This is a genomic window from Emticicia oligotrophica DSM 17448, from assembly GCF_000263195.1.
In the GTDB taxonomy this organism is placed as follows: domain Bacteria; phylum Bacteroidota; class Bacteroidia; order Cytophagales; family Spirosomataceae; genus Emticicia; species Emticicia oligotrophica.
In genome coordinates this window covers 2,956,195-2,978,897 of sequence record NC_018748.1, presented here as the reverse complement: position 1 = coordinate 2,978,897, position 22,703 = coordinate 2,956,195, and the positions used below count along the sequence as shown (strand labels likewise).

The window sequence follows — 22,703 nt, the reverse complement described above, 5'->3', positions numbered from 1 at the left end:
TTTCCTTTTAGTATATTGGTTATTAAAACTTAAATCCTGCTGAAACGTAGAATGTACGGCCATCAGCTGGTAAAATACCTGGGCCTGGGTATCCACCCGCACGGCGTGTAAAGTATCTTTCATCAGTTAGGTTATTTACCCCTGCTTTAACATTGTAGTGCTTTAAGAATTTAAAGCTTGCCGAAAGGTCTTGTACAGTATAGGCTGGAATCACCCCAGTTGTGGCAGCCGAATTGGCAACTTCGGTATTCGTAGCATCGGCATAAGCTTTGCCAATATCGCTCATTTGCCAAGTAATTGAAAAGCCTTTCTTTGTATAAGTAATTCCAAAACGATTAATTTTTCGAGGAGCATTCTCCACTCTTTTTCCCGAAAGATTACCTTCTACTATTTGTCCATTTACTACCAAAGTCGTCTTGAAATCACGATAAGTAGCATCAATATAAGCTATGGAAGCAAACATACTAATATAACCAATTTTGGATTTTTTGAAGAAAGCCGTGACTGGGTCAAACTCAATATACCCTTCAAAACCTTGGCTAACTGAACGTCCTAAATTGGTGCGGAACTGATAACGTTGGTTGGCTGCATTCGTTTGGGTTATTGTTCCAATTCGATTATTATAATTTACATAGAAATAATCAACATCGAAATTTAAGTAGTTAGCTACTTTTCCACGGTATCCAAAGTCAAAATTATAACCACGGGCATCTTGCAGATTTTCGTCAATCACATCAGTTGTAGCAGGAGGTGTAAGGTCAGAAATCAATACAGGGCGATATGCTTGTGAGATATTACTATAAAACTCCGATTGCTCCGTCAGATGGTACTCCGCTCCTCCACCAAAGAGTAAGAAACTACGATTTCGAGTGGTTGGAGTTAGATTATTGGCAACACCATTTGATAAACCCAAACGTCCGTGCATGGTTGAACTGATATTTTCAATTCTTCCGCCAGCAGTTACTAAAAACTTCTTACTAATGCGGAAAATATTCTCAAAATAAGCAGCTTTATTGATATTATTAAAATCTAAATCACGTGGATATTCGCCTTCGATACTAAATTCCATATCTTCCCCAACCGACCCTTTTCCTAACTGCTTACGGTCGATATTACCATTGTAGTACCTTAAACCACTCGCAACTGTATTATTTAATCCAAAAAATTTATAGTCTGTAATGAAGCGTAATTCTGAACCATAATTATTGTAGTAGTCTGTATCTACCTGACGATTTGAAGCAAGGTTATCTACAGTTGTAATAGCCGCTACATTCCCAACACTACTACGCTCGGCAATCACGCCAAAGGCTTTCCAACTTAATTTTGTTTTTTCACTGAAAACATACTCAGCCGAGAGGGAAGGAACTAACCAAGGCGTACTAAACCAATTTCGACTACGCACACTTTGGCGTGCATCTTGGGCAAACTGAGCATCGGTCAAGCCACCTGCTTGTTGGCTTTTGTAAGTCATGTAGGTAGCCTCTGCTCCTATTTTGAATTTATTCGTAATGGCATAGCTCAATTCGGCGTGAGCGTGGTCAGTGTTGTAGTAGCTATTATCTCTCCAACCGTTTCCAAAACGTTTTTGGTAATAGGCAGTATAACTTAAACGTCCTTCAGTTCCGCCGATATAATTAAATGTACTAAACAAGCCATTACTACCTGTTGTATTCTGAGATTCTACCGTAATACGAGTAGAAATATCAGGCTTGCGAAGTACGAAATTCATCAATCCCCCAAATTGTGGGCCGTATTGTAAAGAAGAAGCTCCACGGACAATTTCGATGCGGTCAACTACTTCCATTGGTGGTGTGTAATAGGCTTCTGGATAACCCATTGGATCGGGTGTAATGTCATATCCATTCATTCTAACATTAAACTCCCAAGAACGATTCGGACTTAAACCACGAGATGCCACGCCCAACTGAATACCCGAACCATCATTTTCCCAAACCGAAATACCGGGTGTTCGACTAAAAATCTGACGGCTATTGTTCATTGCCAAATTGGCATTGAGGTTGTCAAGTTTTATAACTTCGTTTTTCTTAGTCGCATTTATGGAATAGCCATCTACTTCTGCTAAATGTTCATTCCCTCTCACGCCGCGGCTTGCTACCACCTGTACATCTTTGAGTGTATAAGTCTCTTCCATTAAAGAAACATCTACTATTTTCAATTCATTTTCTTTAAGTTCAACCGCAACTTCTTCAGACTGCAAACCAACGCTCGATACAACTAAAGTATAATTTCCCTCTTTTAATCCTTTAATAATGTATTCACCTTTGCTATTGGTCTGAACTCCCCTTACAGTGCCTTTTAATACGATGCTTGCTCCAATTACAATCTGCTTTTGATTATCTGCAACCTTGCCACTAATAGCCGCTTTTTGTCCATAAGAAAGCATTGGGACAAACAACAAACTTAAAATAGTATAATTCCAAGAGTTCATATTTATTTCTTAATTTTGTTTAGACTAATTCTAAATAACACCACAAATGTAGATACGAATTTTTAAACGACAAGGGTTTATTTAGAATAATTTTAAATAAGGATTTGAAATACAAAAAATCAAATGGGTATTCGAACGAGAATTAGGTATTTTTCTTACAATTCTCTCGTTGACATTGACCGTAGATTATTAGCGAATGGTCAATAATAGACATATCATAGAACTCAGAAATAGTATTTTGAATAGCTTGAAGACGAGGGTCACAAAATTCAAATACACGATTACAATCTACACAAATTAAATGGCTGTGTTGTTTTCTACCAAAGGCCTTTTCGTAGCAAGCTGCATGTGAACCATTAAACTGGCGTTTTTTTACAAGCCCCAACTCCACCAACAATTCAAGTGTATTATAAACAGTAGATTTACTTACAGAAAAATTACGTTCGACAAAAACATAATACAATTCATCAGCTTCAAAATGGTCGTTACGCTTATAAATTTCTTCTAAAATCTTATATCGTTCGACTGTCTTACGGAGCCCTAATTCCTCAATTTTGGCATCTAAAATTGCCTTAGCTTCTTTATAATGATTTTGCTCAAGCATGGCTCGTATTTTTTATTATGTGGTTATTAATCTTAGTTTTTGCAATTTCACCATTTCTAAGTGCTATAAAAACTGCTATCAATAAGCTTTATATCAACAAAAACTGACAAACTAATTGATGAAAACTTCCGTCCATTTAAATATTTTATCTCTAACCTTCAGGCTTATATTTTAAAGACCTAAAAGGATTTTAAGAAACTACTAATCTTCACAAGAACAACTCTTTGTTTCTTCTAAGGGTTTTAAGAAACTTTGGTTAAACCCATAAATTTTAACTGATAATATTTCTACTTTCTTCAAAAACTACATTTGTAAATCTAGTTAGTAGTGCATAAAATTTAAAAAAAGTGTGCAGACCTAGCTGTCTTGGCAATTTTAAAACCGAAAATTAAACGGCAGTTTTAGCGTTTATTTAAATTATTAATTACTTATCCTAAAGGATTTAGAATCGAAATCTGCTTTTCTTACTGTACAATCAATTGTTTCAGCTTGTATTGAATCTGTACCTAAAATTGAAATCTGCATACTCAAATAATCAATCATAAAAGCCTTAATTCCTACACTATTTAACTCGTTTTTTAATTTCTGTAAACTAAGAGATTCTTGTAAATCAACTAAAAAATTGAGAATTTTCATGTTAGAATCTAGTTTAAGGTAATAACCAATAGTGCTATTATTTAGAATTAATCTAAATAATAGCACAAAGATAGACAGAGAAAATTAAAACCCAAACTTTATTTAGAATATTTCTAAATAACAAAGTCACGCTCTCAGAAACCCATAGAATTATGCCATTTTTTACTACATTTGCCTTATATTATTATGCTTTCGCTAACAGACTATTATGAGTGACGAAACACCAAAGTACGACCCCCTACAGCAAAAAGAAGTAATCGACGACATGTTTGAAAACTGGTTTCTCGAATATGCTTCATATGTAATTCTTGAGCGTGCCGTGCCTGCCATCGAAGACGGTTTAAAACCCGTTCAACGACGCATTTTGCATGCCCTTAAAGAAATGGATGATGGACGTTTCAATAAAGTAGCCAACGTGATTGGCTCAAGTATGCAATATCACCCACATGGCGATGCTTCAATTGGAGACGCAATCGTGACGATGGGACAGAAGAATCTCCTACTCGATACACAAGGAAACTGGGGAGATGTTCGCACGGGCGATGGTGCGGCGGCTCCGCGTTATATTGAGGTACGTCTATCGAAATTTGCGAATGACGTTCTTTTCAACGAAGATACTACCGAATGGCAAATGTCTTATGATGGCCGTAAGCGTGAACCGGTAAATCTTCCAGCAAAATTTCCCCTCCTACTTGCTCAAGGAGTAGAAGGTATTGCGGTTGGCCTTTCTACTAAAGTAATGCCCCATAACTTCATTGAGTTGTGCGAAGCTTCTATCTCTTACCTCAAAAAGGAACCATTCCAATTATATCCCGATTTCTTGACGGGTGGTATGGTTGACGTGACCAACTACAATGATGGTGCTCGTGGAGGAAAAATAAAAGTTCGTGCGAAAATTGCCGAAATAGATAAGAAAACCCTCGAGATTCAGGAGATTCCATTTAGTACAACTACATCATCTCTTATCGAGTCAATTATCAAGGCGAATGATGCTGGCAAAATAAAAATCAAAAAGGTTGAAGATAATACCGCCAAAGATGTTTCGATTATTATTCACTTGGCTCCTAATACTTCACCAGATATTACGATTGATGCTCTTTACGCTTTTACAGAGTGTGAAAGTTCAATTTCGCCGAATGCCTGTGTGATTGTTGACAACAAACCTCATTTTATTACAGTAAGTGATATTTTAAAGCAATGTACTGAGCAAACTAAACATTTGCTTCAGCGAGAACTGGAAATTAAGCGGCATGAACTCAAAGAAAAACTACTTTATAGTTCGCTAGAAAAAATCTTTATTGAAAATAGAATCTATCGTCAAATCGAAGAATGTACAACTTTCGAAGATGTAGTAGCCACTGTTGACCGTGGTTTAGAACCATACAAAAAGGATTTTTATCGAGAAATAGTTGAAGAAGACTTACTCAGATTACTTGAAATTAAAATCAAACGTATTTCTAAGTATGACTCATTCAAGGCCGATGAACTCATGAAACGCCTACAAGATGAATTGGCCGAAGTAGAAGATAACTTGGCTAATATAGTGCGTTTTACGATTTCTTTCTACCGTGATTTATTAAAGAAATATAGCAAAGGCAGAGAACGCAAAACAGAAATACGTCAGTTCGAAGCAGTTCAAGCAACAGTGGTAGCGGCCAATAATCAAAAACTTTATGTTGACCGTGAAGGAGGCTTTATTGGCTACGGACTAAAGAAAGACGAATATGTAATGGATTGCTCTGATATTGATGATATTATTGCCTTTAAACGTGATGGCAAATACGTTATCACAAAAATCCAAGAAAAAGTATTCGTTGGAAAAGACATTATTTATTGTTCGGTTTTCCGTAAAAACGATGAACGTAAAATTTACAATGCTATTTACATTGATGCTAAATCGGGCACTTCTTATGCCAAACGATTCTTTGTAACGGGCATCACGCGTGATAAAGAATATGATGTGACGATGGGTAATCCGAAGTCGAAAATCTTATACTTTACCGCCAATGATAACGGCGAAGCAGAAACAGTTGCCGTTAATCTTACAGCAAACTCTACTGCCAAGAAAAAACAATTCGACTGGGATTTCTCGACTTTAACTATCAAAAACCGTAGCTCGATGGGAAATGTTGTTACGAAATTTCCTATTCGTAAAATTGCATTCAAATCAGCCGGTAAATCAACGCTTGGTGGCGTAGATATTTGGTTCGATGCGGTAATAGGGAAGCTTAATCGTGATGAACACGGACAGTATTTAGGAAATTTTGGTTCGGAAGATAAAATCTTAGTTATTTACAAAGATGGACATTATGAATTTACCAACTTTGAATTAACCAACCGCTATGAACCAAAAGAAATTTTGATTGTGTCTAAATATGATGCTGAAAGCCCTGTTTCGTGCTTACATTACGAAGGAGAAAACAAGATTTTCTACATTAAGCGTTTCAAAATCGAGACCACCACTATGGATAAAAAGTTTTTGTTTATCTCCGATACAAAAAACTCTCGTTTATTGGCCGCTAGCCTTGATAAATATCCTCGATTTGAAATTAAAACCAAATCTGATAAAAAATCACCAATCGAAACTCAAACGATTTTGGTTGATGAGTTTGTCGATATTAGAGGTTGGAAAGCAATCGGGCAAAAAATCAATGCGTATGATATTGTGGAAGTGAAAATGCTTGAGCCAAAAGTAGAAGAGGTTATTACTTCGACTGATGACAAGACTTCTGATAATGACGATTCACAAAATGATGATAATCAAGAAGATAACGACAAGCAATTAGCTTTATTCTAATGTTTTTTAGGCTTCCTAAATCTTCAAGATTTGGGAAGTCTCTACTAAATTTCCCAAACAGTTGGGTTTTGGCGTCGGCGAAGATGTTTTCTTACTTCCATCCAAAAAACCAGTACTAAATAAAGTATGATTGGCGAACCAAAAGTGAAGAACGACGCATAAATAAAGTACAAACGAATACTACCCGCCGAAAAATTAAGCTTTTCGCCAAGTCGTGAACAAACCCCAAAAAGTTGGTTCTCAACTAAGTATCTGAATCTTTCCGTTTTTAGCATTGTCTTTGAAAAAGTGAACACGAAGTTAATACAAATTTCTTTTTTGTCAAGGGTTTAACGAAAAAATAATAAATCGTAAAGTTCTTTTATCCAATAAATTATAAAATAAATACAAATATAATTTACTCAAAAACTTGTTTTTTGATAAAAAACGCGTATATTGCAAGTAATTTATTTACTCTTTTAATTTTTACATTTTCAATGCAAACAGGTACAGTAAAATTCTTCAACGAAACAAAAGGATTCGGATTCGTTGTAGATGATGCTTCAGGGCAAGAAATCTTCCTTCACGTGACAGGCCTTGGCGGCGTAAAGGTTCGTGAAAACGACCGTATAGAATACAACGTCATCGATGGTCGCAAAGGTTTAAATGCTGTCAACGTGAAAAAAATATAATTTTTTTCTGAATTAAGATTGGCATCAGTACCAAACCCCTCATTCTGCGAAGATTTGAGGGGTTTTTGTTTGAAGTTTAAATCCGTATTTTACGAAGATTGAAATACGTAAAAATACGTATTTCAATAAGTAATTCTACTAAGATTTAACAAAAACATAAACATAACTATTTAATAATAAACAACTTAAGCATAAATTCAACTCTTTAGCACTTTGCAAATCAACTCAATTATACTTATTTTTGAATAGTTCAAATTATAAATTTGTTCTTTTAACATAAAACTATTACAATCACAAAACCATGAAAGATAGAATCCTCAACGCAGGGAGTTTTTTCAATAAAAAAGACATCCAAGGTCATGTTAAAAACCATGTAACACATGTAAAAAGTAAAAAAGCAGCCTCAGAAGTATTCCACGACGATAATGGTGATGTAAGAAGAGCTGAGCTTTTTGGAAAAAACCTTATTGAAAAATTATTAAAAAATACTGGCGGAAAAGAAGTAGCAGGAATCAGAATCTACTATGGACATGCTCCAGAAGATAATGATGGTAATATTAAGAATGGAGGGAAACTACGTCCACGATTATTCTTAGTACCTGTCGATGAAAATGGAAACGATATTGATATAGATTCGTCGTCTTTAAAAGATGACCCAAGTGGTGGAGGTGTTGGTGGAGGCTTACCTTGTCCTCAGGCTTGTAACGAACAATAAAAATAAGCCTATGTGGGAAAGATACATGTATTTATACAGCAAATACCCAATAACGGCAACATCTGACATCATTACGATTTTTCCTGTTATAGTTGGTATAATCTTCTATAAGTATTTATCAAAAGAGATTAAAACATTATTTTATTTCTCAGTAATTCATTTTATTGGTGATATTTACTCCACATGGCTGTCGGTTAAGTGGACGAATAACCTTCATATTTTTAACATACTAGAAATCGTTGAGGCTTCTGGTATGTGTTTTATTTTTTGGATGCTATTCAAGCAATCCACGAAGAAAAAACTTTTACTGATGCTTCTCATAACAGTACTTAGCATTGGCATATTCAAATTCAGAGCAACCGAATTTGCGTTTATACCTTATGTATTCAATAGGCTATGCTATATGATTTTGGTATTTCTTTATTTTCACACACTCCTTTCAGAAACATCAGTAAAAAATATTCTTACACATCCACCATTTTGGCTCTGTGCTACACTCACAATTTATTCAACTGGTAGCATAATAATTTTCCTTTTTGGTGAACAAATACTCTCATCAACTGCACCACATGAAAAATTCACACTTTTTTATGATTTTATTTCGGTTATCAATATTCTTTGTAGAACATTAATTTGTGTAGTTTTTTTTGTCAGCAAATACGAAAAAAACTAATTTTATACGAATTAAAAATTCCTAAAAACAAACCATGATTAATACCAATGACTCTTCTACACTAATCGTAATCGGCTCTGGCATACTATTACTGATGGGAGTTGTCTTAGTAATTTTTGTGGCCTACTATCAGCAACGACAACTCAAACGAGACCTACTACAACAAAAAGCTATGCAAGAGCTTAAAGATGAGATGCAACGCCAAATGCTCGAATCTGCTCTTGAAGTACAAGAAGTTGAACGCATCAGAATTGCCAAAGATTTGCACGATGAAGTTGGAGCCATGCTTTCGGTAACAAAGATGAGTTTCAATCAGCTTTTGCGTAAACTCGATAACGCCGAAGATTTAGCGGTGATGGGCAAACAAACTCGTGAACTTTTAGAACAATCCATTGGACAAGTACGCCGTATTTCAAAAGAACTCGTGCCAAGTACACTTGAAGAATTTGGCCTGATACTATCAATTGATGAATTCATTCAGAAAGTACACTTAGCCTCAACTAGCGAGTTTTCTTTCAGCTATGAGGGCATTAATCAAAAGCAAAGATTCGATAAAAAAATAGAACTTACGATTTATCGCCTCATTCAAGAGCTAGTAAATAATGCACTCAAACACGCAGATGCCAGCGAAATATCCTTGAAATTGGGTATTCAAGATAAAAACATAATATTTACTTTTACTGATAATGGTAAGGGGTTCGATTTCAATGCCGTTCGCAACGACCCCAAACGTGGTTTAGGTTTAAGAAATATGGAAAGCCGCTTAAGCGTTATTAATGGACAGATTGATATTCAATCGAATATTGGCAGTGGCACCATCACGAAAATAGAAATTCCAATTGCTTAAAATTGTCTCTTACGTATGCCGAAAATACAATTAGCAGTGGTCGACGACCACAACCTATTTCGCAAAGGAATGATTTCAATACTCCAGCAAGTACCCGATTTTGAGGTAGTAATGGAGGCCACCAATGGCCAAGAATTTATTGATAAACTTCCAAGCAAAACTATTGATGTTGTCTTATTAGATTTGCAAATGCCTGTGCTCGATGGCATTAAAACAACCGAAATAATCAAAGCTCAATTTCCTGATACTAAAGTACTTATCTTATCAATGCAAGATGAAGACCAATTTGTATTGCATTTGATGGAAATCGGAGCAAACGGATATTTATTGAAAGATACAGACCCAGAAGAGGTTGAAAAGGCTATCCGAAAAGTTAATGAAACGGATATCTATTTTAGCGATTTTGTGAGTAAAATTATGCTCCGAAAAATGAATCGTAAAACCCAACAAGAAAGCAAAATCTTTAATTATAAAACCGACTTATCGGAACGAGAAATACAGATCTTAAAGTATATATGCGAAGGACTTACGACGGCTGAAATTGGCGATATTGTTTCGTTGAGCCCAAGAACTGTCGAGGGCCATCGTCTAAGAATGATGGAAAAATTAGGCCTCAAAAACACGGCAGGTTTAGTAGCCTACGCCATTAGAAATAATTTAGTTTGATATTATATTCGTAGAGACGTTTCATGAAACGTCTCTACTACCCAAATTACGCTCCAACTATTGCCGAAAATTCAATTTCTACCAAATAATCAGCACCAATCAATGCACCAACTTGTACCATCGTTGTACATGGCTTAATAGTGCCGAAAAATTCACCGTGAGCTTTACCTATTTCTTCCCATTTAGAAATATCTGTAGCATAAATACGTGTACGTACTACATCTTTCAAAGACGCCCCCAATTGTTCGAGCACTTTTTCTACTTTCAAAATAATAAACTTTGTTTGCAGGTAAACATCGCCTTTTCCTACCAATTCTCCACTACCATCGGTGGCTACCGTACCAGTCACCTCAATCATATTTCCCACTTTTACTGCACGAGAATATCCGATAATGTCTTCCCACTTTGCTCCTGTCGAAACGTTAATTCTTTCCATTAATTTGTTTAGTTTAATAAATTTTCCTTGATAAAATTAATAACTATGCCGTGCCATTTATGAAATGTCATTTTCTAAAGGTAATAAAAAAGCTTTTTTCTGACATCTTGTCAGTAAATTTCTTATTGGCAAAATAATTGTCGAAATTTGCACAAAATAAAATAGATTACAAAATGGCAGAGAATAAAGAAGAAGCAACTGAGCAAACAACCGTAGAGACCAACGAAAACGTAGAAGAACAAACTGTAGTTGCAGAAGAAGCGAATGAAGGAAATGGAGCGGAGTCTGAATCTGCATCACTTGAAGCACAACTTGCCGAAGCAAAAGATAAATATTTACGTTTGTATGCCGACTTTGAAAACTTCCGTCGTCGTACATCCAAAGAAAAGGTAGATTTGATTCAGAATGCGGCAGAGGGGCTTATCAAAGAACTCATTCCGATTATTGATGATTTCGAGCGTGCTAATAAATCATTCGAAACAGTTTCAGAAGTTGAGCCTTTGAAAGAAGGTATCGCATTGATTTTCAACAAATTCCAAAAGACTTTAGCCAATAAAGGTGTAAAGGCCATGGACGCTAAAGGTAAAGAATTTGATGTTGAACTTCACGAATGTATTACGCAATTTGCGGCAGGCGATGAAAACAAAGGAAAAGTAATCGACGAAGTAGAAAAAGGGTATTACCTAAACGAAAAAGTAATTCGCTACGCAAAAGTGGTAGTGGGTTCATAAAATAATGAAGAATTGAGAATTAAAAATTAAGGATTAAAACAACCTTTTAGGTTAGTATTTCAATGCTTAGTTCTACATTCTTGGTTCTTAATTCATACAAAAATGGCACAGAAGAAAGATTTTTATGAAGTACTGGGCGTTGCTAAAAATGCATCAGAAGATGATTTAAAGAAAGCCTACAGAAAACTGGCTATTCAATATCACCCAGATAAAAATCCTGGGGATAAAGCTGCTGAGGAAAAATTTAAAGAAATTGCCGAAGCTTACGGCGTATTATCAGACCCTGAAAAACGCCAACGTTACGACCAGTTTGGGCATCAAGGTGTAGGCGGAGCGAGTGGCTTCGGTGGCGGTGGCGTAAACATGGAAGATATTTTCGGAAGTGTTTTTGGTGAAGATAGTCCATTTAGTAGTTTCTTCGGTGGTGGTGGTGGTGGCCGCCGTGGTGGCCCAAGCGTAAGAAAGGGCTCAGATTTAAGAATTAAGCTTAAGCTTAATTTAGAAGAAATTGCCAATGGTGTTGAGAAAAAAATAAAAGTAAAACGCTACGTTGCTTGTAATACTTGTAGCGGAAACGGCTCGAAAAATGGTACTTCATTGAAGACCTGTTCGACTTGTAACGGACAAGGGCAAGTGCGTAAAGTAGTCAATACTATGCTAGGCCAAATGGTTTCAACCAGTCCGTGTCCTACTTGTCAAGGAGAGGGTAAGGTTGTCACTGAGCGTTGCGATGTTTGTTTCGGAGAAGGCCGTCAGCTTAATGAAGATTTGCTTTCAATTAAGATTCCTGCTGGTGTAGCCGAAGGTATGCAGCTATCAATGTCAGGCAAGGGTAATGTGCCTACCAGAGGTGGTATTGCTGGCGATTTATTGATTGTAATCGAAGAAGAAGAACATCCAGAATTAAAGCGTGATGGCGGTAATATTGTTTATGAATTACGCATGAATTTTGCTGATGTAGCCCTTGGAAAAGAAGTTGAAGTACCAACTGTGGGTGGAAAGGTAAAAATCAACATCAAAGCAGGAACGCAATCTGGTGAAATATTACGTCTGAAGGGTAAAGGACTCAAAGAATTAAATAGCTACGGTGTTGGCGACCAATTGATTCATGTAAGTGTATTTACACCTACTTCTTTGACTACCGAAGAACGAGCGATTCTTGAAAAACTAAGAATTTCGCCTAGTTTTCAGCCTAAAGCAGATAAAAATGATAGAAGTATTTTTGATAAAATGAAAGACTTCTTCCATTAATAAGAGAAAATAAAAATCCCTTTATCGTTTATAAAGGGATTTTTGTTTAAATATTACATCAAATACTTTCTACCACATCTTCTGCCACAAATCTATATTTAGGCTTCACACTTGGCTGATTCGCATCTTCTACATTTCTATAACCAATAGCCACTGCAAATAGAGGCTTATACCCTTCAAGTTTTAAAATTTCGGCATATTTTTCGTTTTCAATTCCTTCCATTGGCGTAGAGTCTATTCCCATAGCGGCACAGGCACTTAAAAAGAAACCCAATGCAAGATATACTTGATGCCCAAACCAAGATTTAATCTCAGCTTCAGAAAGAGGTTTGATGTGTTGTTTGTAATAAGCTACTGCACCTTCAGGCAAATTCTTCTGAATTTTCTCTTCAAATAATTGCACATCATCAATTGCACAGAAAACTACGACGTGACTTGCGTCATCAACCTTAGGTTTATTGAAAATAGACGCATCTGCTAAACTGCTTTTCAGACTATTTTCAGAAACAAAATAAAACTTCCAAGGCTGGCTATTGATAGATGATGGACTTAATCGAATAATCTCTTTTAATGCTTCAATATCTGCCTCCGAAACCTTTTTAGAGGGGTTATACTTTTTTGTAGTATATCTACTTTTTGCTAATGCTAAAAAATCCATGATTAGTTTTTAAATTTTATACTATAATATTTATAGTTGCAAAACTAAGTATAGTAATTTATCTTTGCAATAACGGTTAAAAATGATAGTATATGAAATATTGTATTGATAATAAAGAATATCCTTGTAGTACAAGCCTAACCATGAAATATATAGGAGGAAAATGGAAAGCAGTGATTCTCATTCATTTAATTGAAAGAAAACGTTATAATGAATTAAGAAAAGAACTACCGATGGTTACCGAAAGAACCATTAGCCTTCAACTAAAAGAATTGGAAGAAGATGGCTTAATAAGTAGAACTGTACATACGAGTAAACCTCCCTTAAAAGTAGATTATGAACTGACAGAATTCGGAAAAACACTTATTCCAGTATTAAAAGCTGTGGCTGATTGGGGGAAAAGTGCGGCTAATGCCGATAAAAGAGTAAAAGAAATAAGTACTCAGTAATAGACAAACTTGTATCAAAACCCTAATATTGAATCCAAAAACGCTTAATAATGATTTCTACTTAGCGGCTTTTAAGATAATTTAAGAACCTTTTCTACGCAATTATCCATCAAATTGCCTAATTTTGAAGCATCAAGAGAATATTCATTCACTAATCTCAAAAAATGAACAATTTCACAAGGCTCAATAACATCGTCGGATGGGCGGTTTTTGCCGTTTCACTTATTACTTATACACTCACCGTTGAACCTACCGCCAGCTTTTGGGACTGCGGAGAGTTTATTGCTTGTTCTTATAAACTACAAGTTCCACACCCAGCTGGTGCACCTTTATTCTTATTAATTGGCCGCATGGCTTCTTTGTTAGCAGGAAGCGATGTAACGAAAGTGGCTTTGATGGTCAACATGGTTTCAGTTATTGCCAGTGCCTTCACTATTTTATTTATGTTCTGGACAATCTCACTTTTAGCTCGTAAGGTTTTCGGCAAAAAAGGAGAAGAACTTGATACTACACAAATCATTCTTGTGCTTGGTGCTAGTGCAGTAGGCTCATTAGTATATGCTTTTTCTGATTCATTTTGGTTTTCGGCAGTTGAGGCTGAGGTTTACGGAATGTCGTCTTTCTTTACAGCTATTGTAATCTGGGCTGCTTTCCGTTGGGAAATTATTGAAGATGAAGCACAAGCTAATCGTTTCTTAATTTTTACTGCTTATTTAGTGGGTCTTTCGATTGGTGTTCACTTACTTAACCTCGTTACGATTCCTGCATTAGGCTTAGTATATTATTACAAAAAAGCAAAAAAAATCACTTGGAAAGGCGGTATTACTGCTTTCTTAATAGGTATGGTTGTTTTAGGTGTGGTAAACGTTGGTGTTATTACAGGTTTCCCATCACTTGGTTTTACTTTCGAAAAATTATTTGTAAATACATTCGGTTTACCATTCAGTTCTGGTATCATTTTCTTCGTAATTTTATTAGTTTCATCTCTTTCTTACGGAATTTTCTACACACAGAAAAAAGGAATGGTTATTGCCAACACCGCATTGATTTCATTTGCATTTGTATTGATTGGATATTCTTCTTATACAATCGCCTTGATTCGTTCGAACTACAACCCACCAATCAACGAAAATAACCCAAGCAACGTTCTGAACTACGTTTCATATTTGAAGCGTGAACAATATGGTAGCCGCCCATTACTTTATGGTCCTGTTTTCACAGGTAAATTAGAATCAATCGAAAATGGTGAGCCTATCTACAAAATGGGCAAAGACAAATACGAAATCTACGATTATAAGCCAAACTACATTTGGGGACCAAACAGCGAAAGCCTATTGCCTCGTATGTGGAGTACAGATGGTGGGCATCAACAAATCTATCGTCAAGAAATGGGGCTTTCTCCTGACCAAAAACCTACGCTTTTCACAAACTTAGGCTACATGATTAAGCGTCAGATGGGTTATATGTATTGGCGTTATTTTGCTTGGAATTTCTGGGGACGCTCAAGCGATATTGAAGGAGCTGGGCCAACTAATATTTTTGAGTCTAAAAACAACCTACCTCCAGCGATTAAAGAAAATCGTGGTCGTACCAACTTCTTTGGTTTACCCGTAATTTTAGGTATTTTGGGCTTACTGTATCACTATTTCCGACGTGAGCGTGATGCACTCATTATGTTCTTATTATTCATTTTTACTGGTATTGGTTTAGTTGTTTACCTCAATTCTCCTCCAGTAGAACCACGTGAACGTGACTATATCTATGTAGGTTCGTTCTATATTTGGGCTATTTGGATTGGCCTTGGCGTTTTAGGCTTGTTTGATTATGTATTGAAATTTATCAAAAACTCGCAAAGTAGAGCTGTGGCCGCAACGGTAGTTGGATTGGCGGTTCCGCTTATCATGCTTCCACAAACTTGGAAAGGTCATGACCGTTCAGGACGCTACCACCAAGTAGATTTTGCTAAAAACTTATTAAATTCTTGTGCTCCAAATGCAATTCTCTTCACTGGTGGAGATAATGATACTTTCCCACTTTGGTATGTTCAAGAAGTAGAAGGTTTCCGTACTGACGTACGTGTTTGTAACCTAAGTTTATTGGGTACAGACTGGTATTGCGAGCAAATGAAACGTAAAACTTACCTATCAGAAGCTTTACCGATTACATTTAGCACAGACCAATTATTGAGCGGTGTAAATGACCAGATTCCTTTCGTTGAACGTTTGAATGACCCAATCAACTTGAAGGATTATTTAGAATTAGTGAAGAAAAACGACCCTGCAATTCAGATTCCTTTAACAACTGGGGAAAGTATTAATTCTTTACCTTCTGATAGTCTCTTCTTAAATTATGATGTTGAATCGGTGAAGAAAATGGGCTTCGTGCCAAAAGAATTTGAATCATACATGACTGGTCAGATGACTTGGAATATAGGCAAACGCGACCTATTGAAGAATGATTTAATGCAACTCGAAATGATTGCACAAAACAACTGGAAACGTCCGATTTATTTTGCAGGAACATTGGCCAACGATAATTACTTGAACCTCAAAGATTACATGCAGTTGGAAGGCTATGCCTACAGATTATTGCCCGTAAAAGTTAGTCAAGGAGATGATGGCTTTGCCAATACTGAAGTAATGTATAACAACATGATGAAGAAAATGGCATGGAGAGGCATGGATAATCAGAAGGTATATTATGATTCAGAAACGTACTTGAAAGTTCCAATCATTACTGCTCGTTTAGCATTCTTGCGTTTAGTTGACCAATTGGTAAGAGAAGATAAAAAAGCGAAAGCGAAAGAGGTACTAGACTACGCTAACAAGGTATTACCTGACAATGTTATTCCTTATGACCAACTTTGTACGAACTATGTGATGTATTATTTCGAAGTTGGCGATTCGAAGAAAGCCATGGAAATTGCTGAGATTTTGGCTAAACGTGCCGAAGGAAACTTGGCTTACTTCACTCAAAAAGCTAATATAACAAGTGCTGAATGGATGCCTGATAACGTACAAAGCTACATTCAGATTAGCTTAAGAAACTTACAAGTTATTGGTAATATTTGTAGCCGCAATAAGCAAGAAGAAGCTGCGAAACGCTATGAAGCTATTTACAATAAATATTATTCAAGAGTTGCAGAATAAGAAAGAAGACTACAAGGAAGAGTTCGCTTAAAGCGAACTCCTCCTTGTAAAACATAAAAAATCCTCGTTGAACAATTCGACGAGGATTTTTTATTATATTTGCAATACTGTTGCATTTGCTTGCAACAAAGGTCTAAAATTGTGCAAAAACCAAAAATGAAGCGAACACTACTTATATACATCATTTTATTAAATTTGGGTGCTGGGAAAATTCAAGCCCAAAACTCAAAAGACTGTGACTGCTTCATTCAAGGTATTGTTCAAGACCAAAATACCAAACAGCCAATCATCGGAGCAGTTGTGTTAATAAAGGAGTTAAACAAAGGCATAAGCACAGATAGTAAAGGTTTTTACCGTATTTCTAATCTTTGTCAAGGAAAATACACCATAATCGGCCGAATAGTAGGGTATGAAGAGAAAAGCTACACTATCAATTTAGAACATGGAGCTGAACAAAATATAAAACTTAACGAAACCGAACTACACTTAGCCAATATTGATATAAAAGCACAAAAAATTGATAATCTGACTCAAAATAAAAGCTTACTTGAGAATACGGCACTTGACCAAACTCGTGGACAATCATTAGGAGAAGCATTGAAACAGATTTCTGGCGTAACTACCTTACAAACAGGAAGTTCGATAGCTAAACCTGTTATTCACGGTATGCATTCGAATAGAGTTTTAATTATGAACAATGGTGTAAGACAAGAAGGCCAACAATGGGGTAGTGAACACGCCCCTGAAATAGACCCATTTGTTGCTAAAAAAATCACCGTTTTAAAAGGAGCCGCTGGAGTTCGCTATGGTTCTGATGCTATTGCGGGTGTAATTATGCTCGAACCCGATGCCCTACCCGACTCTACTCTCATAAAAGGTGAAGTAAATAGTATATACTTTTCAAATGGCCATCAGGCGGTCAATTCAGGTATTTTAGAAGGGGGTATTAGGAAATATTCAAAAGACCAAATACCCTATTCTTTCGGTATGAGATTGCAAGGCACATACAAGCGTGGTGGTGATATTTCAACCCCAAATTATCGCTTAGCCAATACTGGAATCGAAGAAATAAATTATTCTTTATCAGCCAATTACAAGAAAAGAAACTTCAATTCTGAGGTATTTTATAGTCAATTTAATACCCAATTAGCTGTTTTTGCGGGTTCACATATTGGGAATGTTACTGACCTCATTGATGCAATCAAACGCGGAACGCCCCTAGCCATTTATACACCCGAAAACTTCAGCTATAACATTGGCCGCCCTTACCAAGATGTTCAACACAATTTATTAAAACTCAAAAATTCACTTAAAATAACAAAAGGTATTTTGAGTCTTACATTGGGTAAACAATACGATTTTAGAAGAGAAATAGATATTTTGAGAGGAGATAAAAATTTAACTCAATTATTTAAACTCAATACCTACACTGGCGAGTTACTCTTTGAACACCAACCAATTTTGAAAATCCTTACGGGTTCAATTGGCATCAACTCTCTTTATCAAGAAAATCTCACAACAGGTACACTCACAGCACCCCGCACATCAACGGTATTGATTCCAAATTTCCAAAACTTTACATCTGGCCTATTCTTGATTGAACGAATAGTAAGAAAACAATGGGAAATTGAAACAGGGTTTCGATATGATTTTCGACATTTGAGTGTTTATCGAATTCCAAGAGGTACACAAAGTGTTGAACATGATATCAGAAATAATCAGAATTTTACAGGCACCGCTGGTATTAATTATCGCCCCAATGCTCGCTGGAATTTCTTGACTAATATTAGTTCAGCATGGCGTGCTGCAACTGTCAACGAACTCTACAGTGATGGAGTACATCATGGAGCTGCGAGTTTTGAGCGTGGAGATGAAAATTTACAACCCGAAAAAGCTTTGAATACTTCTTTTACGGCTAACTATATTGCTAAAAACATTCAATTTGAGGCACATATCTATAATAATTTTATACAAAATTTTATTTTTTTATCACCAACAGGAAGGCCCGCTCTAACTATTCGTGGGGCATTTCCAGAATTTATCTATACTCAAACGCAGGCTCTTTTTCAAGGTTTTGATTTAAGCTCTAACTTTCAGTTTATCAAGTACTTTTCGTTCAATTCTAAACTTTCATACCTAAAAGCTCAAGATATTACTCACCAACAACCACTTATTCAGATTCCAGCTAACAGACTTGAAAATACTATCCGATTCGAAAAGAAAAATACCTCCGTTTCACTGACCCATTTATATGTAGCGAAACAAAAGAGAATTCCCACGAAAATTATTTTTACAGATATACCTAGTTCTGAAATTGTATTCACTGAATACGGTGGTGATTTCGCCCCACCTCCTGCGGCATATATGCTTTGGAGTGCTACCATAAGCCAGCAAATAACATTAAGCCAACAATCAAGACTTAATGTTTCGATTACCATCAACAATGCACTCAATACATCCTATCGTGATTACCTCAATCGCTTCAGATACTTTGCTGATGAAATTGGTCGTAATGTGGCCTTAAGAGTTAAATATTCATTTTAATTTTTGCAACTCTATTGCATTAATATTTTTTGTTTTCTATATTTGCAACAACAATGCAAAAGTAATAGTATTACAAAAACAAACTCATCTCAGACAATGACCAAACAACAAAATTTACTTCTCAGCTTATTGATTAGCATAGGCCTTTTTTTTAGTAGCTGTAAGAAGGATTCGATAGAAACACAAGAAGAAAACGAATTAATAACCACCGTAAAACTTAATTTCACGAGTGGAGGGGTAACCCAAACATTTAAGTTTAATGACCCTGATGGCGATGGTGGTGCAGCTCCAACAATTGATAACATCAGTCTAAAAGCAAACACAACATACACGCTCACAATTCAGGTTTTAGACGAATCAAAAAGTACTATCAATGATATTACCAACGAGGTGAGTGCCGAAAGCGATGAACACTTGTTTGTTTATACCCCAACACCGAGTAATTTATTGACTTATGTATATGGAGATAAAGATACAAATGGTTTTGTAATCGGGCTTACTGGAACCGCTAAAACAACTACTGCTGGAAATGGTCAACTAAAAGTTCAGTTACGCCACCAACCACCAGTCAATGGAAAAAAAGTAAAAGATGGTACCCCTACCCCCGGTAGCGACGATATGAATATTAACTTCAACCTTATAGTTCAATAATAAAAAAGGCCCGAAATTAAATTTCGGGCCTTTTTTTTCTTTTTGGGTTACGATATTTTTTTGATTAACTAGAACTACTTCCTTCGACCCAATAAACTTAATAAAATCAACTAATTTTTTTATTGTTTATTTCCTCTAATAGCTACCTAACTAATCAAAAAAAGAATTTTGTTATCATTTTAATAACATTGAAAACTATTGCTTATTAAAAATAAGCTAAGCAAGATTTTCAATACAAAATTATTGAATAATTATTAAACAAAAAAACAACTTTTTTCACTTGTTTTTAAGGAATTAATAGAACATTAGTTTACAATCAACAAAAAATACAGAATATTATTTGATAAGAACTAAAATTTGTCTGCCTTAAATGAAAATATTATCTTAGCAGGAAAACAAAATCTAATAAGAATGACAAAAAAACGTATTGCAATTGATATGGACGACGTATTGGCGGCCGCTGGAAAGAAAATCCTTGCAACTTATAACCAACTCATAGGGACTAACTTTAAAGATGAAGATTTTGATGGGAAAGCCTATTTCGATGTTTTAGATGAGCAATATTACCCTGTAATTAGAGAAAAAATCTTCGAACCAGGTTTTTTCAGAGATATGGAAGTAATGCCCGATGCAATAGAAGTTGTAAAGAAACTTCATGACCGTTTTGAGGTATTTATTGTCTCGGCAGCAACAGAGTTTCCTAATTCATTAAAAGAAAAAATTGAATGGTTGGAAGAACATTTTCCTTTCATTTCTTGGAAAAACGTTGTTCTTTGTGGCGATAAAACTATTATTTCTGCAGATTATTTGATTGATGACCACGAGAAAAATCTTAAACCATTTAAAGGTAAAGCATTGATGTTTAACGCCACTCATAACCAACTGCTAACTGATTACGATAGGTTTTATAATTGGAAAGAAATTGAGGCATTTTTTGATGCACAATAATTAAGATTTCATCCTACCCATTCATGACAAAACACTATGACAGCCAAACAAATTGTTGAGCAATTAACCTCATTTCCAAACCGAGGGGTAGCTACACCTAACGAAACTCCTGTATTGGAATTTTTATCGAGTCTATTTACAAATCAGCATTTAAGTAAAGAGTCATTTAGAACTCCAAAAACATATATTTCGGTAGTTTGGTGGTTAATTTTGGGAATTTCTGGTGGACTAATCTGTCTAAACTTCTCCACAATTATTGGCTTAATCATAGTTTTTATATTCGTGACGATGTCGCTACTTTATTTCAACTGGTATGCATCACCTGTCACGAGTTTTCCACCCTTGGTTACATCTCATAATTTAGTCGTAAAAAATCAAAACTCGAGCAAGCCCAAGAAACTAATCTTAATGGCTCATTGGGACACCGCCCCCATTTCATTGCTTTATCGCCCTGAAATAGTAGGAAATTTCAGAAAATCGCTCAAAACGAGTCTGATACTCATGATGATAGCACAGTTTTTGGCTATTTCTCAGTTTTTACTTCCAAACAATTTTTTACTGCTTATTTCAAATGTTTTGGCTCTTTATTTTCTGATTCAAGGCATCACTGCGAGTATTGATTTCTTTAGACTTGGCTATTCTAATGGTGCATCAGATAATGCAACTGGTGTAGCGGCGGCTATTGAAACTGCTCGCAAATTATGGCGTAAAAATTTAGAAAACCTTGATGTAGAATTAGTTTTAACTGGAGCTGAAGAGGTTGGAATGATTGGTGCAAGGGCTTATATGAAAGCTCATTATGAAACATTTACCAAAGAAACATACCTTATCAACTTTGATACGCTAGGTAGTGGAGATTTAAAGATTATTACTCAAACAGGAAGCTGGGGAAATATTGTCTATGATAACGATTTAGTAAAAATTGCCACTGAAATCACTCAGAATAATTCGGCTTTGCAAGAAGTGAAAACAGGTGCTTGGCACACGGCCGATTTTGATTCTGTATGGTTTCAAAGAGCAGGTATTCCATCTGTTACTTTGGCGGCACTCAACAAAAACGGTCGAATGCCTAATATACATCGCCCAACAGACATACTTGCTAATGTAGATTTCAAACCTATGGAAAAGGCTATTATGCTTGCAGAAGTCATCGGGATACAACTAAACAACCCTAAACATGAATCGTAACCAAACCATTACTTATGCCATTCTCGGCATAACCAACATTTTTTCAGGCTTTTTGGGACTTGAATGGCTTAATTTTCTGACAAAGCCATTGCTCATGATTACTTTGGCTATTTTTTATTTTCAGCATGTAAAAACAAGCCTAAATACTGTCGATAGAATCATGATTATTGCTTTGGTTTTTTCTTGTTTGGGCGATACTTTTCTCATGTTTCAAGGAAAAAATCCGCAGTTTTTTCTTTTAGGTTTAGGTTCATTTTTAGTATCTCAATTATCTTACGCTTTTGTTTTTCGAAAGCAAGGGAAAACTCAGCATATTAGGAGAATACCATTTCTTATTTATGTCATTTCACTGCTAACTTTTTTATTCGGAAGTATTCCAGCAGCATTCAAAGCTCCGGTAATTGTCTATGCTTGTGCGATTAGTCTGATGGGAATAACAGCCTCCGAGCGGACAAGTTCCACCAATAGCTTTCAACAAGTATTGATTGGAGCTATCCTTTTTATCATTTCCGACTCGCTAATTGCTATCAATAAATTTGCAATAGCAATACCCCTTTCTGGCTTTTGGATAATGATTACTTATATCGTTGCTCAATATTTCATTGTCAATGGCATTTTATTGAACCGAAAGCAGTAAAAA

The 22,703-nt window shown here is 35.8% G+C and carries 21 protein-coding genes; 15 read left to right on the top strand and 6 right to left on the bottom strand.

The window, feature by feature from the left end:
- Nucleotides 1-22: 22 nt before the first annotated feature.
- The 3 genes from EMTOL_RS12335 to EMTOL_RS12325 form a co-directional block, all read right to left on the bottom strand.
- A complete protein-coding gene (locus tag EMTOL_RS12335) occupies nt 23-2,449 on the bottom strand; it encodes a TonB-dependent receptor (protein ID WP_015029625.1) in 2,427 nt (808 codons plus the stop codon).
- A gap of 142 nt (nt 2,450-2,591) precedes the next feature.
- Nucleotides 2,592-3,053 carry a Fur family transcriptional regulator gene (locus tag EMTOL_RS12330; protein ID WP_015029624.1) on the bottom strand — a complete coding sequence of 154 codons (462 nt, stop codon included), beginning with the start codon at nt 3,051-3,053 and terminating at the stop codon, nt 2,592-2,594.
- 420 nt (nt 3,054-3,473) lie between these two features.
- Nucleotides 3,474-3,689 (bottom strand): hypothetical protein, encoded by a 216-nt coding sequence (locus EMTOL_RS12325; protein WP_015029623.1) that lies wholly within the window; start codon nt 3,687-3,689, stop codon nt 3,474-3,476.
- Between the two features lie 208 nt (nt 3,690-3,897).
- Here EMTOL_RS12325 and EMTOL_RS12320 point away from each other — a divergent pair, with 208 nt between their 5' ends.
- Nucleotides 3,898-6,486, top strand: a complete 2,589-nt coding sequence (locus EMTOL_RS12320; protein WP_015029622.1) for a DNA gyrase/topoisomerase IV subunit A — start codon at nt 3,898-3,900, stop codon at nt 6,484-6,486.
- A 44-nt stretch (nt 6,487-6,530) separates the two neighbouring features.
- Here the strand turns inward: EMTOL_RS12320 and EMTOL_RS12315 are convergent, their stop codons facing one another.
- Entirely contained in the window at nt 6,531-6,761 is a 231-nt protein-coding gene (locus EMTOL_RS12315) for a PspC domain-containing protein (RefSeq protein ID WP_015029621.1), read from the bottom strand.
- A gap of 201 nt (nt 6,762-6,962) precedes the next feature.
- On the opposite strand from EMTOL_RS12315, the gene EMTOL_RS12310 reads away from it, so the two are divergent.
- From EMTOL_RS12310 to EMTOL_RS12290, 5 genes are all read left to right on the top strand, one after another.
- Nucleotides 6,963-7,157: a cold-shock protein gene (locus tag EMTOL_RS12310; protein WP_015029620.1), complete on the top strand. Its 195-nt coding sequence runs from the start codon at nt 6,963-6,965 to the stop codon at nt 7,155-7,157.
- Between the two features lie 301 nt (nt 7,158-7,458).
- Nucleotides 7,459-7,872 (top strand): hypothetical protein, encoded by a 414-nt coding sequence (locus tag EMTOL_RS12305; RefSeq protein ID WP_015029619.1) that lies wholly within the window; start codon nt 7,459-7,461, stop codon nt 7,870-7,872.
- A 10-nt stretch (nt 7,873-7,882) separates the two neighbouring features.
- Nucleotides 7,883-8,545: a hypothetical protein gene (locus EMTOL_RS22440; RefSeq protein WP_305953228.1), complete on the top strand. Its 663-nt coding sequence runs from the start codon at nt 7,883-7,885 to the stop codon at nt 8,543-8,545.
- 34 nt (nt 8,546-8,579) lie between these two features.
- The gene (locus EMTOL_RS12295) at nt 8,580-9,392 is read left to right on the top strand and encodes a sensor histidine kinase (RefSeq protein ID WP_015029617.1); all 813 of its coding nucleotides are present in this window, start codon (nt 8,580-8,582) and stop codon (nt 9,390-9,392) included.
- Nucleotides 9,393-9,407: 15 nt separating this feature from the next.
- Complete coding sequence (locus tag EMTOL_RS12290) at nt 9,408-10,058, top strand: response regulator transcription factor (RefSeq protein ID WP_015029616.1); 651 nt, start codon at nt 9,408-9,410, stop codon at nt 10,056-10,058.
- 46 nt (nt 10,059-10,104) lie between these two features.
- On the opposite strand, the gene EMTOL_RS12285 is transcribed toward EMTOL_RS12290, so the two are convergent.
- The gene (locus tag EMTOL_RS12285) at nt 10,105-10,494 is read right to left on the bottom strand and encodes a RidA family protein (protein WP_015029615.1); all 390 of its coding nucleotides are present in this window, start codon (nt 10,492-10,494) and stop codon (nt 10,105-10,107) included.
- A gap of 173 nt (nt 10,495-10,667) precedes the next feature.
- Between EMTOL_RS12285 and EMTOL_RS12280 the strand changes: the two genes are divergently transcribed.
- The gene (locus tag EMTOL_RS12280) at nt 10,668-11,225 is read left to right on the top strand and encodes a nucleotide exchange factor GrpE (RefSeq protein ID WP_015029614.1); all 558 of its coding nucleotides are present in this window, start codon (nt 10,668-10,670) and stop codon (nt 11,223-11,225) included.
- A gap of 102 nt (nt 11,226-11,327) precedes the next feature.
- The gene (dnaJ, locus tag EMTOL_RS12275; RefSeq protein WP_015029613.1) at nt 11,328-12,476 is read left to right on the top strand and encodes a molecular chaperone DnaJ; all 1,149 of its coding nucleotides are present in this window, start codon (nt 11,328-11,330) and stop codon (nt 12,474-12,476) included.
- 58 nt (nt 12,477-12,534) lie between these two features.
- Here dnaJ and EMTOL_RS12270 read toward each other — a convergent pair whose 3' ends face one another.
- On the bottom strand, nt 12,535-13,134 hold the full coding sequence (locus tag EMTOL_RS12270; RefSeq protein ID WP_015029612.1) for a nitroreductase family protein: 600 nt from the start codon (nt 13,132-13,134) through the stop codon (nt 12,535-12,537).
- Between the two features lie 92 nt (nt 13,135-13,226).
- Here EMTOL_RS12270 and EMTOL_RS12265 point away from each other — a divergent pair, with 92 nt between their 5' ends.
- The 7 genes from EMTOL_RS12265 (at nt 13,227) to EMTOL_RS12235 (ending at nt 22,700) form a co-directional block, all read left to right on the top strand.
- On the top strand, nt 13,227-13,583 hold the full coding sequence (locus EMTOL_RS12265) for a winged helix-turn-helix transcriptional regulator (RefSeq protein ID WP_015029611.1): 357 nt from the start codon (nt 13,227-13,229) through the stop codon (nt 13,581-13,583).
- A gap of 164 nt (nt 13,584-13,747) precedes the next feature.
- Entirely contained in the window at nt 13,748-16,732 is a 2,985-nt protein-coding gene (locus EMTOL_RS12260) for a glycosyltransferase family 117 protein (protein ID WP_015029610.1), read from the top strand.
- A 156-nt stretch (nt 16,733-16,888) separates the two neighbouring features.
- Nucleotides 16,889-19,276 carry a TonB-dependent receptor gene (locus EMTOL_RS12255; protein ID WP_015029609.1) on the top strand — a complete coding sequence of 796 codons (2,388 nt, stop codon included), beginning with the start codon at nt 16,889-16,891 and terminating at the stop codon, nt 19,274-19,276.
- A gap of 96 nt (nt 19,277-19,372) precedes the next feature.
- Nucleotides 19,373-19,927 (top strand): hypothetical protein, encoded by a 555-nt coding sequence (locus tag EMTOL_RS12250; protein ID WP_015029608.1) that lies wholly within the window; start codon nt 19,373-19,375, stop codon nt 19,925-19,927.
- 411 nt (nt 19,928-20,338) lie between these two features.
- Nucleotides 20,339-20,875, top strand: coding sequence for a 5' nucleotidase, NT5C type (locus EMTOL_RS12245; RefSeq protein WP_041694103.1), 537 nt, complete (start codon nt 20,339-20,341; stop codon nt 20,873-20,875).
- Between the two features lie 36 nt (nt 20,876-20,911).
- Nucleotides 20,912-22,063: a M28 family metallopeptidase gene (locus tag EMTOL_RS12240; protein WP_015029606.1), complete on the top strand. Its 1,152-nt coding sequence runs from the start codon at nt 20,912-20,914 to the stop codon at nt 22,061-22,063.
- Complete coding sequence (locus EMTOL_RS12235) at nt 22,053-22,700, top strand: lysoplasmalogenase (protein WP_015029605.1); 648 nt, start codon at nt 22,053-22,055, stop codon at nt 22,698-22,700. The genes EMTOL_RS12240 and EMTOL_RS12235 overlap by 11 nt, the downstream gene beginning before the upstream one ends.
- Nucleotides 22,701-22,703 lie beyond the last annotated feature (3 nt).

Bases quoted from the DNA above. Each gene is read 5' to 3' on its own strand.
- EMTOL_RS12335 (WP_015029625.1), bottom strand. From the start codon at position 2,449: ATGAACTCTTGGAATTATACTATTTTAAGTTTGTTGTTTGTCCCAATG.
- EMTOL_RS12330 (WP_015029624.1), bottom strand. From the start codon at position 3,053: ATGCTTGAGCAAAATCATTATAAAGAAGCTAAGGCAATTTTAGATGCC.
- EMTOL_RS12325 (WP_015029623.1), bottom strand. From the start codon at position 3,689: ATGAAAATTCTCAATTTTTTAGTTGATTTACAAGAATCTCTTAGTTTA.
- EMTOL_RS12320 (WP_015029622.1), top strand. From the start codon at position 3,898: ATGAGTGACGAAACACCAAAGTACGACCCCCTACAGCAAAAAGAAGTA.
- EMTOL_RS12315 (WP_015029621.1), bottom strand. From the start codon at position 6,761: ATGCTAAAAACGGAAAGATTCAGATACTTAGTTGAGAACCAACTTTTT.
- EMTOL_RS12310 (WP_015029620.1), top strand. From the start codon at position 6,963: ATGCAAACAGGTACAGTAAAATTCTTCAACGAAACAAAAGGATTCGGA.
- EMTOL_RS12305 (WP_015029619.1), top strand. From the start codon at position 7,459: ATGAAAGATAGAATCCTCAACGCAGGGAGTTTTTTCAATAAAAAAGAC.
- EMTOL_RS22440 (WP_305953228.1), top strand. From the start codon at position 7,883: ATGTGGGAAAGATACATGTATTTATACAGCAAATACCCAATAACGGCA.
- EMTOL_RS12295 (WP_015029617.1), top strand. From the start codon at position 8,580: ATGATTAATACCAATGACTCTTCTACACTAATCGTAATCGGCTCTGGC.
- EMTOL_RS12290 (WP_015029616.1), top strand. From the start codon at position 9,408: ATGCCGAAAATACAATTAGCAGTGGTCGACGACCACAACCTATTTCGC.
- EMTOL_RS12285 (WP_015029615.1), bottom strand. From the start codon at position 10,494: ATGGAAAGAATTAACGTTTCGACAGGAGCAAAGTGGGAAGACATTATC.
- EMTOL_RS12280 (WP_015029614.1), top strand. From the start codon at position 10,668: ATGGCAGAGAATAAAGAAGAAGCAACTGAGCAAACAACCGTAGAGACC.
- dnaJ (WP_015029613.1), top strand. From the start codon at position 11,328: ATGGCACAGAAGAAAGATTTTTATGAAGTACTGGGCGTTGCTAAAAAT.
- EMTOL_RS12270 (WP_015029612.1), bottom strand. From the start codon at position 13,134: ATGGATTTTTTAGCATTAGCAAAAAGTAGATATACTACAAAAAAGTAT.
- EMTOL_RS12265 (WP_015029611.1), top strand. From the start codon at position 13,227: ATGAAATATTGTATTGATAATAAAGAATATCCTTGTAGTACAAGCCTA.
- EMTOL_RS12260 (WP_015029610.1), top strand. From the start codon at position 13,748: ATGAACAATTTCACAAGGCTCAATAACATCGTCGGATGGGCGGTTTTT.
- EMTOL_RS12255 (WP_015029609.1), top strand. From the start codon at position 16,889: ATGAAGCGAACACTACTTATATACATCATTTTATTAAATTTGGGTGCT.
- EMTOL_RS12250 (WP_015029608.1), top strand. From the start codon at position 19,373: ATGACCAAACAACAAAATTTACTTCTCAGCTTATTGATTAGCATAGGC.
- EMTOL_RS12245 (WP_041694103.1), top strand. From the start codon at position 20,339: ATGACAAAAAAACGTATTGCAATTGATATGGACGACGTATTGGCGGCC.
- EMTOL_RS12240 (WP_015029606.1), top strand. From the start codon at position 20,912: ATGACAGCCAAACAAATTGTTGAGCAATTAACCTCATTTCCAAACCGA.
- EMTOL_RS12235 (WP_015029605.1), top strand. From the start codon at position 22,053: ATGAATCGTAACCAAACCATTACTTATGCCATTCTCGGCATAACCAAC.